This is a genomic window from Deltaproteobacteria bacterium RBG_16_64_85 (assembly GCA_001798885.1).
Classification (GTDB): domain Bacteria; phylum Desulfobacterota; class Deferrimicrobia; order Deferrimicrobiales; family Deferrimicrobiaceae; genus FEB-35.
The window spans coordinates 17,318-32,625 of sequence record MGQW01000015.1; the positions used below are offsets into that span (position 1 = coordinate 17,318).

At 65.0% G+C, this 15,308-nt stretch carries 13 protein-coding genes; 5 read left to right on the top strand and 8 right to left on the bottom strand.

Annotated features, from left to right (window positions below):
• Position 1: 1 nt before the first annotated feature.
• The 4 genes from A2Z13_04655 to A2Z13_04670 form a co-directional block, all read right to left on the bottom strand.
• Entirely contained in the window at positions 2-2,029 is a 2,028-nt protein-coding gene (locus A2Z13_04655; GenBank protein OGP80672.1) for an excinuclease ABC subunit B, read from the bottom strand.
• A gap of 406 nt (positions 2,030-2,435) precedes the next feature.
• The gene (locus A2Z13_04660) at positions 2,436-3,947 is read right to left on the bottom strand and encodes a cysteine--tRNA ligase (GenBank protein ID OGP80632.1); all 1,512 of its coding nucleotides are present in this window, start codon (positions 3,945-3,947) and stop codon (positions 2,436-2,438) included.
• Entirely contained in the window at positions 3,948-5,138 is a 1,191-nt protein-coding gene (locus tag A2Z13_04665; GenBank protein OGP80633.1) for a hypothetical protein, read from the bottom strand.
• A 144-nt stretch (positions 5,139-5,282) separates the two neighbouring features.
• Complete coding sequence (locus A2Z13_04670; protein ID OGP80634.1) at positions 5,283-5,771, bottom strand: CarD family transcriptional regulator; 489 nt, start codon at positions 5,769-5,771, stop codon at positions 5,283-5,285.
• 100 nt (positions 5,772-5,871) lie between these two features.
• On the opposite strand from A2Z13_04670, the gene A2Z13_04675 reads away from it, so the two are divergent.
• Both A2Z13_04675 and A2Z13_04680 read left to right on the top strand, forming a co-directional pair.
• Positions 5,872-6,939 (top strand): 4Fe-4S ferredoxin, encoded by a 1,068-nt coding sequence (locus tag A2Z13_04675; GenBank protein ID OGP80673.1) that lies wholly within the window; start codon positions 5,872-5,874, stop codon positions 6,937-6,939.
• Entirely contained in the window at positions 6,936-7,736 is an 801-nt protein-coding gene (locus A2Z13_04680; GenBank protein ID OGP80635.1) for a 2-hydroxyglutaryl-CoA dehydratase, read from the top strand. The genes A2Z13_04675 and A2Z13_04680 overlap by 4 nt, the downstream gene beginning before the upstream one ends.
• A gap of 12 nt (positions 7,737-7,748) precedes the next feature.
• Here the strand turns inward: A2Z13_04680 and A2Z13_04685 are convergent, their stop codons facing one another.
• Complete coding sequence (locus tag A2Z13_04685; protein ID OGP80636.1) at positions 7,749-8,810, bottom strand: two-component system response regulator; 1,062 nt, start codon at positions 8,808-8,810, stop codon at positions 7,749-7,751.
• 35 nt (positions 8,811-8,845) lie between these two features.
• On the bottom strand, positions 8,846-9,988 hold the full coding sequence (locus tag A2Z13_04690; GenBank protein ID OGP80674.1) for a hypothetical protein: 1,143 nt from the start codon (positions 9,986-9,988) through the stop codon (positions 8,846-8,848).
• 78 nt (positions 9,989-10,066) lie between these two features.
• On the opposite strand from A2Z13_04690, the gene A2Z13_04695 reads away from it, so the two are divergent.
• The 3 genes from A2Z13_04695 (at position 10,067) to A2Z13_04705 (ending at position 12,784) form a co-directional block, all read left to right on the top strand.
• Complete coding sequence (locus A2Z13_04695; GenBank protein OGP80637.1) at positions 10,067-10,879, top strand: adenylyltransferase; 813 nt, start codon at positions 10,067-10,069, stop codon at positions 10,877-10,879.
• Entirely contained in the window at positions 10,876-11,931 is a 1,056-nt protein-coding gene (locus tag A2Z13_04700) for a hypothetical protein (GenBank protein ID OGP80638.1), read from the top strand. Before A2Z13_04695 ends, A2Z13_04700 begins: the two co-directional genes overlap by 4 nt.
• A gap of 73 nt (positions 11,932-12,004) precedes the next feature.
• Positions 12,005-12,784, top strand: coding sequence for a TIGR00268 family protein (locus A2Z13_04705; protein OGP80675.1), 780 nt, complete (start codon positions 12,005-12,007; stop codon positions 12,782-12,784).
• Here the strand turns inward: A2Z13_04705 and A2Z13_04710 are convergent.
• Together A2Z13_04710 and A2Z13_04715 are read right to left on the bottom strand one after the other, a co-directional pair.
• Positions 12,774-14,213: a hypothetical protein gene (locus tag A2Z13_04710; GenBank protein OGP80639.1), complete on the bottom strand. Its 1,440-nt coding sequence runs from the start codon at positions 14,211-14,213 to the stop codon at positions 12,774-12,776. The two genes, A2Z13_04705 and A2Z13_04710, sit on opposite strands and share 11 nt — an antisense overlap.
• Before the next feature lies 1 nt (position 14,214).
• The gene (locus A2Z13_04715; protein ID OGP80640.1) at positions 14,215-15,294 is read right to left on the bottom strand and encodes a hypothetical protein; all 1,080 of its coding nucleotides are present in this window, start codon (positions 15,292-15,294) and stop codon (positions 14,215-14,217) included.
• Between the last annotated feature and the right edge of the window lie 14 nt (positions 15,295-15,308).

Here is a 15,308-nt window from a genome sequence, read left to right on the forward strand (position 1 = left end):
GCTACCTCGCCGAAAGCTCCAGCTTTTCCAGCGCCAGTAGACGGTCTCGGATCTCGGCCGCCAGCTCGAAGTCCAGCTTCTTCGCCGCCCGCTCCATCTCACGGCGCAGTTTCTTGAGTGTCTTCGCCAATTCCTCGTAGGAGGCGTACTTCCACATCTCCCCGGTTTCCACGGTGACGTAATCCGCCTCGCATACCTGGCCGATCGGTGCCGCGATGTTCTTCTTCACCGTCTCCGGCGTGATGCCGTGCCGCTCGTTGAACGCTCTCTGCTTCTCCCGTCGCCGCCCGGTCTCCGAGATCGCCTCCCGCATCGAATCCGTCACATGGTCGGCGTAGAGGATCACCTTTCCCAAGACGTTGCGGGACGCGCGGCCGAACGTCTGGATGAGCGAACGCGCCGACCGCAGGAACCCTTCCTTGTCGGCGTCCAGGATGGCGACGAGCGACACCTCCGGGAGGTCCAGCCCCTCCCGCAGGAGGTTGATCCCGATGAGGACGTCGAACTTCCCCAGGCGCAGGTTGCGGATGATGTTCACCCGCTCCAGAGTGTCGATGTCGGAGTGAAGGTACTCGACGCGAACGCCCTGCCCTTCGTAGTGCTCGGTAAGGTCCTCGGCCATCCGCTTGGTGAGCGTCGTCACCAGGACGCGCTCCCCCGCCGCCGCCCGCGTGCGGATTTCCTGGAGCAGATCGTCCACCTGCCTGCCGGCGGGCCGGACCTCAACCTCGGGGTCGACCAGACCCGTCGGCCGGATGATTTGTTCCGCGACCACCCCGCCGCTCTCCTGCAGCTCGTACGTCCCCGGCGTTGCCGAGACGAAGATCGTCTGGCCCGTGATCCGGTTGAACTCCTCGAACCGCAGCGGCCGGTTGTCGAGCGCCGAGGGGAGCCGGAACCCGAACTCGACGAGTGTCTCCTTTCTGGAGCGGTCGCCGTTGTACATCCCGTTGAGCTGGGGGACGGTGATGTGGGACTCGTCGATGAAGGTCAGGTGGCCGCTGGGGAAGTAGTCCAGGAGCGTGTGCGGCGGCTGTCCGGGCTTCCGGCCGTCGAGGTGGCGCGAGTAGTTTTCGATTCCGCTGCAGAACCCCATCTGCCGGATCATCTCCAGGTCGTAGGTGGTCCGCTGTCCGAGGCGCTCGACCTCCAAGATCTTGCCTTGAACCGAAAGCGCCTCCAGGCGCTCCGCGAGCTCCCCCTCGATTCCCTTGACGGCCCGTTCGAGGTGGTCCTCCGGGGTCACGTAATGGCTGGCCGGAAAGATGACTGTCTCCCGGACATCGACCAGCCGCGTCCCCCGAAGCGGCTCCACGTAACGGACCCGCGCGACCGTGTCCTCCTCGTATTCGATACGCAGGACCCGGTCCTCTTCGTACGCGGGGAACAGCTCCACCGCGTCGCCGCGTACCCGGAAGGTACCGCGGTGAAAGTCGATGTCGTTCCGTTCGTACTGGATTTCGACCAGCCGGCGCAGCAACGCGTTTCTCGGGAAGGGAGCCCCCTCCGAGACACGCACGGTCAGCCGGTTGTAGAACTCCGGGGAGCCCAGCCCGTAGATGCAGGACACGGACGCCACGACCACCACGTCGGTCCGCGTCATCACGGAGCGGGTGGCGCTGTGACGCATCTTGTCGATCTGCTCGTTGATCGACGAGTCCTTCTCGATGAAGGTGTCGGTCTGGGGAATGTACGCCTCGGGCTGGTAGTAGTCGTAGTAGGAGACGAAATACTCGACGGCGTTATCGGGGAACAGCTCCTTGAACTCGGCGAAGAGCTGGGCGGCGAGCGTTTTGTTGGGGGCGATGACCAGTGCAGGCCGGTTCGTCTCCGCGATGACGTTCGCCATCGTGAACGTCTTGCCGGAACCGGTCACGCCGAGCAGGACCTGGCGCGGCATGCCCTGCGAAAGGCCGGCCACGAGCGTACGGATCGCCTCCGGCTGGTCCCCCGACGGGGCGAACGGCGAATTCAGGCGGAACCGGTTCTCCAACGCGTAAACCCCCTCGTCACATTTACGGTGACCCATCGAGGCGCGCAGAAAGGCGCAGTGCCCAGCCTTCACGGAAGGCGCTGCGCCGCCGGGTGCGTCTTCGATACCGCAGCAGTGAGGTCTGAACGAGGCCTGCCGGCGGAGCCGCCGCAGGAGGGGGGCGCAGTGAGACCGGCCTTCAGGGTTCCGTTCCCGCAGAGGCCGTGCACCGAGAGGGTCGATGCGCCGCGTCCGGCGAGGCGCCCGACCGAAGCGTACCCGCTGCGGTACGGTGAGGGAGGGCAACGATGCCGGAGCGGATGCAGCGGCCCTCGAATGCCGGGATCTGAGGGAATGGAGCCCTGGAGGCCGGTGCGCAGCCGTGGGGGTCCACCGCACGGCGAGCCACGACCGGAGTCCCCCTCCGAGGCGGCGCAGCTGATCGCGGCGACTGGGCGGAACGCTATGTCTTGTACTTCCACGTCGTTCCGCCCTTGGAGTCCTCGAGCAGGATTCCCGACGCCTCGAGCTCCTTCCGGATCCGGTCGGCCTCCGCGAAGTCCTTCCTGGCGCGGGCGACCTTGCGGGCCTCGATGCGCCGGAGGATCTCCGCTTCACTGAGACGGTCTCCCGTACGTGAGCCGGGCGAATATCCGACTTCCGATTGCACGCTAATTTCGACGCTTATATTTCCAACGTGCGTGTAATCAAGCCGGAAGTAGTCCTTCGCCGACATCTGGAGGAGCCCCAGCACCCCGAACAGCGGCTCGAGGATCGCGTAACCCGCTAGGAATTGCCCGGCCTTCTCCTTCTCCGCGGCCGTGTCGGCGGGAGCCAGCCGGTTGAGCGCCCGCGCGGCGTCGAAGAGATACCCCAGGGCCGCGGCCGTGTTGAAGTCATCGTCCATCGCCTCTTCGAACTTCGCCGGCGCGTCCCGCAGAGGAGAGAACTCGCTCCCCTCCGGAAAGGAGGAGGCCCCGGCGGACGAGCAGCTCTCCGCCTTCTCCTTCACCCGGTAGAGGCGGTCCAGCCCCGCCTTCGCCTCGGCGAGGCTCCGGTCGGAATGGTCGATCGGGCTCCGGTAATGGCTCGACGCGAAGAAGAACCGGAGCACCTCGGGTTTTACCTTCTTCAGCACCTCGCGGAGGGTGAAGAAGTTCCCGAGCGACTTGCTCATCTTCTCCTGGTTGATGTTGACGAACCCGTTATGGATCCAGTAGCGGGCGAAAGGCTTTCCCGTCACTCCTTCCGACTGGGCGATCTCGTTCTCGTGATGGGGGAACACAAGGTCCTTCCCCCCCCCGTGGATATCGAACGTCTCCCCCAGGTGCTTCATCGCCATCGCGGAGCACTCGATGTGCCACCCCGGGCGCCCCGCCCCCCAGGGGCTGTCCCAGGAGGGCTCTCCAGGCTTCGACGACTTCCAGAGCGCGAAGTCGAGCGGGTCCCGTTTCCGCTCGTCCACGTCCACGCGCGCCCCGGCCAGCAGGTCTTCCGTGTTCTTCCCCGACAGCCTGCCGTATGCCGGGAATCCCTTGACGGAATAATAAACGTCCCTCCCGACAACATACGCCTTCTCCGTCGCGACCAGCCGATCCACGAGCCCGATGATCTCCGCAATATGCTTTGTCGCTCGCGGCTCGACATCAGGGCGCAGAAGCCCCATCCGGTCGAAGTCCTCGTAGAAGGCCTTGATATAGCGTTCCGCAATTTCTTCGGTCTTCATCCCCTCCTGGTTCGCCCGCCGGATGATCTTGTCGTCGATATCGGTGAAGTTGCGCACGAAGGTGACATCGTACCCGCGGTGCCGCAGATAGCGCACGAAGATGTCGAAAACCACGTTCGCGCGGGCATGCCCGACGTGGCAGAGATCATAGACCGTCACCCCGCAGACGTACATCTTCACTTTCCCCGGGGCGATCGGGACGAACGGCTCCTTCCGGTTTCCCAAGGTGTTGAAAACGGTCAACGCCATTCAGGAGGTACCCCTTTCGATCGTGGAGATCGGCCGGAACCCCGCAAGCAGAGCCACGGCCCATGCCGAGATGCCTTCCCCTCTCCCCTCGAAGCCCATCCCCTCCGTTGTCTTCCCCTTCAGACTTACGCGCTCGGCGCCCACGGACAGGATCTCCGCGATGGAGGCGCGCAGCGCCTGGGCGATCGGCGCGATCCGGGGCTCCTCGCAAACGACCACGGCGTCGAGCCCAACGAGAGCGTAGCCCAGCTCCTCCATCCTCCCGCGTGTGTGCTCGAGGATTTTCCGGCCGGGGATCCCCCGGGTCTCCTCCAGGTCGGGGGGAAAGTGGTGCCCGATGTCACGGTCGCCCATCGCCCCGTAAAGGGCGTCGGCGATCGCGTGGAGAAGGACGTCTCCGTCGGAGTGCCCCAAGAGCCCTTTCGCGTGCTCCACTTTGACTCCTCCGAGCCAAAGCTCCCTACCCTCGACGAGCCGGTGGGCGTCGCCCCCCAGGCCGATCCGGAATTCGGCCTCCTCGCGGAGCAGTCCCTCCGCCATCCGAAGCTCCTCCGGAATCGTGATCTTGATGTTCGCCTCTTCCCCGGGGATCGGGGTCACCGGGTATCCGGCCGCTTCCACGAGCGACGCGTCATCGGTCCCCCGACGTCCTGCGGCGCCCGCCTTCTCGTAGGCCCTCCGGAGAATCCCGGCGCGGAAAGCCTGCGGAGTCTGTGCGCGGTACAGCAGGGACCGGTCGACGGTGGAAAGCGTCTTCCCCTTCCGGTCCCACTCCTTCACGGTTTCCCGGACGGGAAGGACGGGCACGACGGCGCCGTGCTCCCTGGCCAGCTCCACGCATCGCGCCAGAAGATCGCAGGAAACAAACGGCCGCACAGCATCATGGACGAGGATCACCTCCGCCTCTCCCGGCACGGCCGCGAGGGCAATGCGGACGGAGTCCTGCCGCTCGGCTCCGCCGTCGACCACCTGCAGCACCTTCGGCCGGCCGCGGTACGACACCTTGACGTCCCCTGGAAAGTGGGGGGGAAGAGCCAGGAGGATCCCGTCGATCTGCGGCGAGGCCGCGAGCGTGGAAATCGTCCGATCGACGATCGGGCGTCCGCCGAGGAGGAGGAACTGCTTCGGAACAGTTGCCCCCATCCGCATTCCCGCCCCGCCGGCGACCACAATGGCGACGACCCTAGCCATTTCCCCTCCGTGCGGAAACGTTGCCCCGACCCGTGCAGCAACTCCTCATCGTGCACGGACGCATCATCTTCATGTTCTTCGACAGGCCCGGCGGTTGCGGGCAGACGTTGGGAAAAATGCCGAACGCCAACGTGCGGAGGAGGCTTACAGGTTCAGGAAGCGGCGCAGGTCCTCCTCGACGGCTTCCTCCGTTACGGCCTTGGCGAGAGAGATTTCCTTGACGAGGAGGGAACGGGCCGTGTCCAGCATCTTCCGCTCCCCGAAGGACAGGGCCTTCTCCCCCTTCAGCAGGAGCAGGTTGCGCAGGACCTCGGCGATTTCGAACGGGGATCCGGATTTGAGCTTGTCCATGTACTGGCGGTAGCGGCGGTTCCACGGCTTGGGCTCGACATCCATCTCCCGCGCCCGGAGGATCTTGTAGACCGAGGTGACGGCCCGGCTATCCATGATGCGGCGCAGGCCTACCTGGTTCGTATTGTTGACCGGAACCATGATCGTGATCCCCGTGTCCAGGATGCGTAAAACGTAAAACGATTCCCGCCTCCCCCCCGAGATCGACTTCGTTTCGATCGCCTGGATGATTCCGACGCCGTGAGCCGGATAGACTGCCATATCCCCAACCTTGAAGCTCATTGGACTCTGACCTCCGAGGAGTTTCGGGAAGTGTCTTGGAGCTGCTCCGAATAATGTATTATAATTGCCGAATTCCCATCCGTCAATGCGGGGTTTCTGCATGCAGTCGACAGTTTGGTTCACGGACCTGTCCGCGCCGCCCGGGAAAAGCCTCCTCGACAAGACGGGGAATCTCCTGCGCGCCGCCGGGCTCTCCGAAAGGATCGAGCCTGGCGACCTGACGGCGGTGAAGCTTCACTTCGGGGAGACGGGAAATACCGCCTTCCTCCGCCCCATTTTCGTCCGCAAGGTCGTCGAGGAGGTCGCTGCCGCGGGCGGAAAACCCTTCCTCACCGACACCAACACGCTTTACCTGGGCGGACGGAGCAACGCCGTCGATCACCTCCGGACGGCCGTCACGAACGGATTCGCATACGCCGTGGCGGATGCTCCCATCGTCATCGCGGACGGACTGCGGGGCGAGAGCGCCGTCCCGGTTCCCGTCGGAGGGAGGATCTTCCGCGAGGTCTCCATCGGTGCCGAGATCGTCAACGCCGATGCCATGGTCGTGCTCACGCACTTCAAGGGGCACGAGCTTTCCGGGTTCGGCGGCGCCATCAAGAACCTCGGAATGGGGTGCGCTTCCCGGGCGGGAAAACTCGCCCAGCACTCGACCGTATCGCCGTTCGTCGACCCGGCGAACTGCACGGGCTGCGGAACGTGCGCAGCCCACTGCCCCTCGGGCGCCATCTCGGTCCTCTCGGTCAAGGCGCTCATCGATTCGAAAACCTGCATCGGCTGCGCGGACTGCATTGTGGTCTGCCCCGAGCACACGGTGAAGATCGACTGGAACGAGGCAGCGCCCATGGTGCAGAAAAAGATGGTGGAGCATGCCCTTGGTGCTCTCGAGGGGAAGAGGGACTCCATCCTGTTCCTCACCTTCGTCATGCAGATCTCCCCCTACTGCGACTGCTACGGCAACAGCGACCGGCCGATCGCGCCGGACGTCGGGATCCTCGCTTCCTGCGATCCGGTCGCCATCGACCAGGCATCCGCGGATCTCGTGATCCGGGCGGCGGGTTCGGATCCCTTCCGGAAAACCCACCCCTCCATCGACTGGACGACCCAGCTGTCCTACGGCGAGGAAATGGGACTCGGCTCACGGAAGTACGAGCTCACGACGCTGTGACTCCGCGCCGGGTTCTCTTCGCCGGGATCGACGTCGGGTCCCTCACCACCGACGTGGTCCTCCTCGACGGGAAGGGAACGGTGGCCGGGCACGCCATCGTCGCCACCGGCGTCTCCACGCAAAAAGCATCCGGGGAGGCCCTTTCCCGTGCTCTCGCGATCTCCGGGGGAACCGCGACCGACATCGCAATCACCGTTTCGACGGGCTACGGACGCGAGAGGGTGCCCGCTGCCGACCTGAATGTCACCGAGATCACCTGCCACGCGCGGGGGGCCCGCCACCTGTTCCCCTTCGCTGCGACGGTGCTCGACATCGGGGGGCAGGACAGCAAGGTCATCCGGCTCTCCCCGGATGGCCGGGTGGTCGACTTCGCGATGAACGACAAGTGCGCTGCAGGCACAGGGCGGTTCCTGGAAGTGATGGCGCGGACCCTGGAGATGGACCTGGATCAGATGGGGCCACTCGCCCTGCTCTCCCGAAGGTCGCTGTCCGTCAGTTCGATGTGCACGGTGTTCGCCGAGTCGGAGGTCGTCTCCCTGATCGCGACGGGGGCCTCCGCCGAGGACATCGCATGGGGAGTGCACCTGGCCATAGCGAACCGGATCGCGGCGCTCGCCGAGCGGGTCGGCTGCGAAGCCCCCGCCGTCATGACGGGAGGGGTCGCGAAAAACCCCGCTGCCCGCAAGGCCCTCGAGGACCGGTTCGGCATCCCGCTCCTGGTTCCCGAAGAGCCTCAGCTGGCGGGAGCGCTGGGGGCGGCTCTCATCGCGCGGGAGAAGAGCCGGCCCCGCCACTGACCCCCTTTTCCCCTACCACGATTGGTGGGTTTCGAAGATCTCGCGGAACTTCTCCGCGCTATCCTTGAAGATCTGGAGGATCCGGGGATCGAAATGGCCCGGGTTCGTGCGGTGCCCCCCCCCGGTCAGGATCGCCACGGCGCGCTCGTGGTCGAACGGGGGCTTGTAGGGACGCTTGCTTCTCAGGGCGTCGTACTGGTCAATCAGGTTCATGATCCGCCCCTCGATCGGGATCGCTTCCCCCTTGAGCCCCTGCGGATAGCCAGTGCCGTCCCACCGCTCGTGGTGGCACAGCGCGAACCGCTCCGCCGACTTCAGGTAGGGGCTGCCGGACCCGCGCAGGATCCTCGCCCCGATCGTGGTGTGGGTCTTCATGATCTCGAATTCCTCGTCCGTCAGGATCCCGGGCTTGAGCAGGATGGCGTCCGGAATGCCGACCTTTCCGATGTCGTGCATCGGGCTCGCATAGAACATGATGTCGGCCTCCTCCCCCGAGATGCCGAGGCTCTTCACGACGACTTCGGTGTAGTAGCTGATCCGCTTGACGTGGACATAGGAGTCGACGTCCCGGTACTCCGAGGCGAGCGTCAGCCGCTGGACGGTTTCCAGCAGGGACTCCATGAGCTGCCGGGTCCTCTCCTGGACTTGCCGCTCGAGGATCCTGCCCTGTTCCTCGAGGGAGTCCTGGTACCGCTTCGTCTTCAGGAGGTTGTTCGCCCGGACGACCAGCTCCGTGTTGTCGACCGGCTTCGTGAGGAAGTCGTTCGCGCCCGCCTCCAGCGCCTTGATCCTGGACTCCCGGTCCGTGTCGGCCGTGAGCATGACCACCGGGATCTTGCGGGTAACCGAGTCCTCCCTGAGTCTGCGGCACGTCTGGAAACCGTCCATCCCCGGCATCGAGATGTCGAGGAAGATGAGATCGGGATGCAGGTCCCTGGCCTTCAGCAGCCCCTCGACTCCGTCGGACGCGCTCTCGAACCGGAACCCGTTGCTCCGGAGAACCGCGCCGATGACCTCCGTGACAAGAGCATCGTCATCGACCATCAGGATCTTTTCATGGGGCTCGTGGCTCATCGCCTGGCGCCTACCTCCTCATCCGGTAGTATCCTTCAGAGGCGACCGATTTCCTCGGCGAGAATCTCGAAGAACCGGGCGATCTCTTCGGGCGTGTTGTAGAAGTGCGGGGAGACGCGGATCCCCCCAGAGCGGGGCGAACAGACCACGTTCCTCGCGAGGAGCGCTTTCCAGAGGGGGTGCGGATCGGCGCCCGGAACCCGGAAGGTGACGATGCCCGAGCGGTCCTCCGGGTGCCGCGGCGAAACGACCTCGTACCCCTGCCGCAAGGCGGTCTCGATCGCTCCGTCGGTCAACCGGCGCACCCTTTCCCAGATCCGGTCCACCCCGATCGACAACAGCAGTTCGAGCGACGCGTTGAATGCGGCCAGGCCGACGGTGTTGAAGCTTCCCGGCTCGAAGCGGCGGGCGTCGGGGGAGAGACGAAAATCGTAGTTTTCGAAGTCGAAGCGATTCTGGACCGAGTGCCATCCCAGCTCGACCGGCTCCACCATCTCCATCACCTCCCTGGAGATGTAGAACCCCCCGATCCCTTCCGGCGAGAGCAGCCACTTGTGCCCGTCCGCGGAGAGGGAGTCGATTCCGTACGACCGGACGTCGATCGGCAGGACCCCCAGGCTCTGGATCGCGTCCACGTTGAAGAAGATCCCTTTCTTCTGGCAGAACTCCCCGATTCCGGGGAGGTCGTTGCGGTACCCGTTGGCGAACTCCACCGAGGAGAGCGTGATCAGGCGGGTCTTCCCGTCGCACGCGGCGAAAAGGTCCTCCTTGCGGACCCTGCCCTCGCGGGCCGTCACCATCCGCACCTCGACGTTGCGCGACGCCAGCCGCATCCAGGGGTAGACGTTCGCGGGGAACTCGACGTTGGCGGTGACCAGGTTGTCCCCTTCCTTCCACGGGAACCCTGCGGCGATGAAGGAAAGCCCCTCGGAGGTGTTCTTGATGAAGGCGACCTCCTCGGGGGACGCCCCGATCATGCGGGCGAACCGGCCGCGCGCCTCATCCGCAATGTCCTGCCACTTCCGAAGGTGGAACGCCCCCTCGTCGCGGAACCGGTAGAGCAATCGGGCGCCGGCCTCCGCGGCACGGGCCGGAATCGGAGAGACCCCGGCGTGGTTCAGGTAAAGGAACCGTTCCGTGACCGGAAATTCGGCGGCGCGGATGGGGCCTACGTCGATCGGCAATGGACCTCCAGCGGGCGTCGCTCCCCCCTATGCTATCAGGAGCGCCCGGAAATTCTAGGGTATAATACTTCGATGGAGTGGAACGACCAAGACGTCCTGAGGTACAGCCGGAACCTCCTCCTGCGGGAAATCGGCTCCTCCGGCCAGGAGAAGCTCTTTTCCTCGTCCGCGCTCGTGGTGGGAGCGGGGGGGCTGGGCTCGCCCGCGCTCCTTTATCTCGCCGCTGCGGGAGTGGGCCGGATCGGGATCATCGACGGAGATCGCGTCGACCTGTCCAACCTCAACCGGCAGATGATTCATGGAGAGCATTCGGTGGGCCTCGGCAAGGCGGACTCCGCGGGAGCGGCCCTTCGGGCGTTCCGGTCGGACCTCGTGGTGGAGGTTCACGATACCGCACTCACGACGGACAACGCCCTGGACCTTTTCCGCCGCTACGACGTCATCGTCGACGGGAGCGACAACTTCCCGACGAAATACCTGTGCAACGACGCGTCGATCTTGACGGGCGTCCCGCTGGTCCACGCGGGGGTCCTGCGGTTCGGGGGACAGATCCTCACGGTGATCCCCTGCAAGGGGCCGTGCTTGCGGTGCCTCCTCCCCGAGATCCCCCCCCGCAAGGACGCCCCGACCTGCTCCGAGGCGGGAATTCTGGGTGCATCGGCGGGCGTCGTGGGATCGTGGCAAGCGGTGGAGGCCGTCAAGTTGCTGCTGGGGATCGGCGAACCGCTGAGCGGGAGGCTGATGATGATCGACACGCTGGACGCCTCCGTCTCCACGCTCACGGTCCCGAAGGACCCGGGATGCCCGGCTTGCGGGGGGTCGCCGCGGATCCTCCCGCCGCTCTCTCCCCTCGAATATCACCTGGAACGGAGCTGCCCGCTATGAAACCGGCCGTCTTGCGGCCCCCCGTGCGCGCGGTGATCCTGTTGTCGGGGGGCTTGGACAGCACACTGGCCGCGAAGATGATGCTCGACCAGGGGATCGAGCTCTTCGCCCTCCACTTCACCTCCCCGTTCTGCACCTGCTCGCGCCCGCCGGACGGCGCATCCGGCGGGGGAGGCGGGGCGGGATGCCACTCCCAGGCGCAGATCGTCGCCGGGAGAATGGGGATCCCGATCCGGACCGTTTCCAAGGGAAAGGAGTACGTCGACATCATCCGCGCCCCGAAACATGGCCGGGGATCCGCGATGAACCCCTGTGTGGACTGCCGGATCTTCACGCTCCGGAAAGGGCGGGAGTACATGGAGGAGATCGGCGCCTCGTTCCTGGTCACCGGGGAAGTCGTGGGACAGCGCCCGATGTCCCAGCGCGGCGACGCTTTGCGGGTCATCGAGAAGCACAGCGGATGCGCGGGGTTCGTCCTGCGCCCCCTGTCGGCCCGGAACCTCGAACCGACGATCCCCGAGCGCGAGGGATGGGTCGACCGGGATAGGCTCCTCGACATCGCCGGCCGCTCCCGCAAGGAGCAGATCCGCCTGGCGGAAGAGTGGAACATCGCCGACTACCCTTGCCCGGCCGGCGGCTGCCTTCTCACCGACAAGACCTTTTCGGTCAAAGTGAAGGACCTGCTCGATTATTGCCTTTCGCCGGACATGGCGGACCTTCACCTTCTCAAAGTCGGGAGGCACTTCCGGATGCCGGACGGGAGGAAGGTGATCGTGGGGAGGGACGAAGCGGAAAACCGGAAGCTCGAGGCGCTCGGCAAGGGGAAGCTGCGTATCTATGTCGCGGAAGGGTTCTCCGGGCCTTCCATCGGGATCAACGGGACAAACGGGGAAACGCCCGTGGAACTGCTTGCGCGCTTCTTCACGCGGTACAGCAAACCCGGCACCCGGACGCCCTTCCGCGTGCGCGAGATGACGGACGGAACGGAAAGGGAAATTCATCTCCCGTACGACCCGGATTTCTCCGGGGTGGAATGTGCGCTCCTTTCCTGACCCGTTGGAGAATACGGACCTCTCCGGCCCGGCGAAGGAAAAGTGGGATGCGCTGCTGTCCTCCTTGCGGAAGATGGGTTCGGCCGTGATCGCCTTCAGCGGCGGGGTGGACAGCACCTTCCTCCTGCACGCCGCCCGCGCGGCGCTTCGCGACCGCGTCCTCGCGGTCACCGCCACATCCCCAACCTACCCGAAGTCGGAGCGGGACGAGGCGGAAGCGATCGCCCGGAAGTGGGGCGTTCCTCACCGGTTCATCGAGTCGAACGAGCTGGGCATCCCTGGCTTTTCTTCCAATCCTCCCGACCGGTGCTATCACTGCAAAAAGGAGCTGTTCGGGCTCCTCGCAGGGATTGCCCGCAAGGAGAGGTTCGCCGCGGTCTGCGACGGCACCAACGCCGACGACCTCCACGACTTCCGACCCGGCCGCCGTGCGGCGAAGGAGCTCGGCGTGCGAAGTCCCCTGCTGGAAAACGGGATCACGAAGGAGGAAATCCGCGCGTTGAGCCGGTGCCTTGGCCTGCCGACCGCGGAGAAGGGATCCTTCGCCTGCCTCTCCTCCCGGTTCCCGTATGGGACCGAGATCACGGAGGAGTCCTTGCGGCGCGTGGAGTCCTGCGAGGAGATCTTGCGGGGATTCGGCTTCCGGCAGTTCCGCGTCCGCGTGCACGGCGCCGTGGCGCGCATCGAGGTCGGGCAGGAGGAGATTTCCCGCCTCTTCGACGCGGAGGTCGCGGACGCCGTCCACGAGGGGTTCCGGAGGAACGGCTTCCTCTACGTTTCCGTCGATCTCAAGGGATACCGGACGGGATCGATGAACGAGGGCGGTCCGGCCCGCCCTCCCGTCACATTTTGAGGATGTTCGACTTGAAGATCAGCTTCTCGTGGTCGTCCCCGTCCTCGGGGTAGGAGGCGTGCCCGAACCGGAGGTCGACCCGAACGTCCTTGATGCGCTTGCGGATCTCCTCCACCTCGGTGTGGATCGCCTTTTTGATCCGGGGGATGGCGCTCATCCTTCCGTCCTCCGCCTCGGGCAGGATCATCCCGAACTTCCACTCGCTGATCCGCGCGACAACGTCATACTCCCGCAGGGAGCCTCGGAGCACGGAGGCCAACCGCTTCACGACGATCTCCCCCCGGTCGACGGCGGCGAATTCCCGTCCGGTAAGCTTCGGGGTCACCTCGCAGATCATGAGGACGAGCCTGCGCTTGAAGCGCTTCGCCCGGGAAAGCTCGTGGTGGAGGCGGCCCTGGAAATATTTGAGCGTAGGGAGGCCGGTCGCTTCGTCGAGGTTCTTCAGGCGATCGTTCCTCTCGAACGCGATGGCGTTGCCGATGGCCTTCTCGACGTACCGGATGAACTTCTCGAACGTCCCCCTATCGTCGTTGTTGAACGAGGTGGGGTAGAACGTCTTGTGCGGGAACTTGTCGAAGATCGACACCGTGCCGATGATCTCCCCGTCGCTCTTCAGGGGGAGGCAGAGCAGCGTTCGGGCGATGCCGGCGAACTCCTTCCACCCTTCCTCCTCCGCCACATCGCGGACGAGGATCGAAGACGCCCCCTTCAGGACCTCCGTCACCGCCTTCTTGTCCATCCGGAAGAGGTCCTTCTGGTCGCTTTCCGCCTTCATCCCGTAGAAATCCCGGATGGCGTATTTCCCGGTCGCCGCGTCCAGGAGGCGGATGACGCACGACTCGGCCTCCATGATCAGGCAGGCCGAGGTGGCGACCAGCTTCTGGAGCCTCAGGAGATCCAGCGTGGAGATGATATTGATGCCCGCCTCGTTGATGGCGGCGATTTTCGTCATCCGGAGCGCTGCCGACTCCTCGCGCAGCGACACCCCGATCGAGTCGGACAGGAGCATGGCCGCCTCGTCCAGCGCCGCCACCCGCTCCTGCGGGATCCCGCTGGCCGAAGTCATCTGGATCACCAGCACGCCGAGCGGTTCGTCCGAGGAGAGGAGGGGGAAGAAGACCATGTCGCCGCGGAGCCGGCTGCCGGGTGACCGGTGGATCTCGGAAAGGGTTACGACCCTTCGCTCACGGAGGGCCAGGTCCTCCACCGTCCCCGCCGAAGAGAAGTGGAAGATCTCCGGCGAGGGGGTGTAACGAAGCGTCGTCGATCGCAGGTAAAAATCCTCGGAGTCCCGGTCGAACAGGAGGACCGAGGACACGCCGCCGGAGAGGAAGGCACCGATCGCGGTCGTGAATTCCCGGAGCCGCTCCTCGATCGGCTTCCCCGACCGGAGGATTTCCCCCGCCTGTTTGACGAATTCCCGCGGCATGCTACGCCTGTTCCTCCATCGTGATGCGGATCCGCATCCGGACGATATTCCCCCGGACGTCCAGGAACATCGCGGGGAGCACGGCATAACCTTCCGGAGAGAGGTACGGATTCTCGAACTTCAGGAACGTCAGGCCGCCCTCCTCCGTTTCCAGCGAGACCCCTGTGCGGAACTCCTTCTCTGCGGGTGGCGCGGGCGCCGAAATCTCGATCTCGATCTCGTCCAGGCCCTCCAGCAGTCCCCGCCTAGGCGCGACCGGCTCCTGGACCGCCGGCGGCGCGCCGGGGAGAATCTCGATTTCGTTCGGCACGGAAGCAGCGGTCTGCGGGAAAGCCGGCATCTCCGCGGCGGGAGGCGTTTCCCGGGTTTCCTGGATCTCCTCGATGTCGGAGATCTCTTCGAGGGCCTCCGCTTCCCGCGGGCGGAAGGATTCCCCGATCTTTGCATCCGCCAGCTCCCCGATCTCCTCGTGCTCCGCCGATTCCCCCGGCATGAGGAGCGTCTTCCGGAGGTGGGAGAATACCATCCGGGAGACCGTTACCAGGGTCTCGGAAACCCCCACGCCGTCCTTGGCGATCCCCTCGACGACGGGAACCTTCCTGGGATTGAGCTTCACACTCATTTCCTGGACCGACATGACTTGCTTGAGGTCGCGCTTGTTGTACTGCAGGACGAAGGGGAGATCTTCGAGCTTCTTCCCGTACGTGGCGAGGTTCTCCACCAGGTTCTTGAGACTCTCCACGTTGCTCTGCGCCATGTCCGCCTGGGAGTCGGCGACGAAGACGACGCCGTCCACCCCCTGGAGGACGAGCCTCCGCGTGGCGTTGTAGAACACCTGGCCGGGGACGGTGTAGAGGTGGAACCGGACCTTGAATCCCTTGATCTGCCCGAGGTCGACGGGGAGAAAATCGAAGAACAACGTCCGGTCGGTCTCCGTCGGGAGGGAAATGAGCCTCCCCTTCTGCTCGGGCCGGAGAATGCGGTGGACCATCTCAATGTTGGTCGTCTTTCCGGAGAGCCCCGGCCCGTAGTAGACGATCTTTGCGCTCAGCTCTCTTGTCGCGTAGTTGAATAGGGCCATCCTGTCTCTCCGAA

Bases quoted from the DNA above. Each gene is read 5' to 3' on its own strand.
- A2Z13_04655 (OGP80672.1), bottom strand. From the start codon at position 2,029: ATGGGTCACCGTAAATGTGACGAGGGGGTTTACGCGTTGGAGAACCGG.
- A2Z13_04705 (OGP80675.1), top strand. From the start codon at position 12,005: ATGGGTTCGGCCGTGATCGCCTTCAGCGGCGGGGTGGACAGCACCTTC.
- A2Z13_04660 (OGP80632.1), bottom strand. From the start codon at position 3,947: ATGGCGTTGACCGTTTTCAACACCTTGGGAAACCGGAAGGAGCCGTTC.
- A2Z13_04665 (OGP80633.1), bottom strand. From the start codon at position 5,138: ATGGCTAGGGTCGTCGCCATTGTGGTCGCCGGCGGGGCGGGAATGCGG.
- A2Z13_04675 (OGP80673.1), top strand. From the start codon at position 5,872: ATGCAGTCGACAGTTTGGTTCACGGACCTGTCCGCGCCGCCCGGGAAA.
- A2Z13_04685 (OGP80636.1), bottom strand. From the start codon at position 8,810: ATGAGCCACGAGCCCCATGAAAAGATCCTGATGGTCGATGACGATGCT.
- A2Z13_04695 (OGP80637.1), top strand. From the start codon at position 10,067: ATGGAGTGGAACGACCAAGACGTCCTGAGGTACAGCCGGAACCTCCTC.
- A2Z13_04700 (OGP80638.1), top strand. From the start codon at position 10,876: ATGAAACCGGCCGTCTTGCGGCCCCCCGTGCGCGCGGTGATCCTGTTG.
- A2Z13_04670 (OGP80634.1), bottom strand. From the start codon at position 5,771: ATGAGCTTCAAGGTTGGGGATATGGCAGTCTATCCGGCTCACGGCGTC.
- A2Z13_04710 (OGP80639.1), bottom strand. From the start codon at position 14,213: ATGCCGCGGGAATTCGTCAAACAGGCGGGGGAAATCCTCCGGTCGGGG.
- A2Z13_04715 (OGP80640.1), bottom strand. From the start codon at position 15,294: ATGGCCCTATTCAACTACGCGACAAGAGAGCTGAGCGCAAAGATCGTC.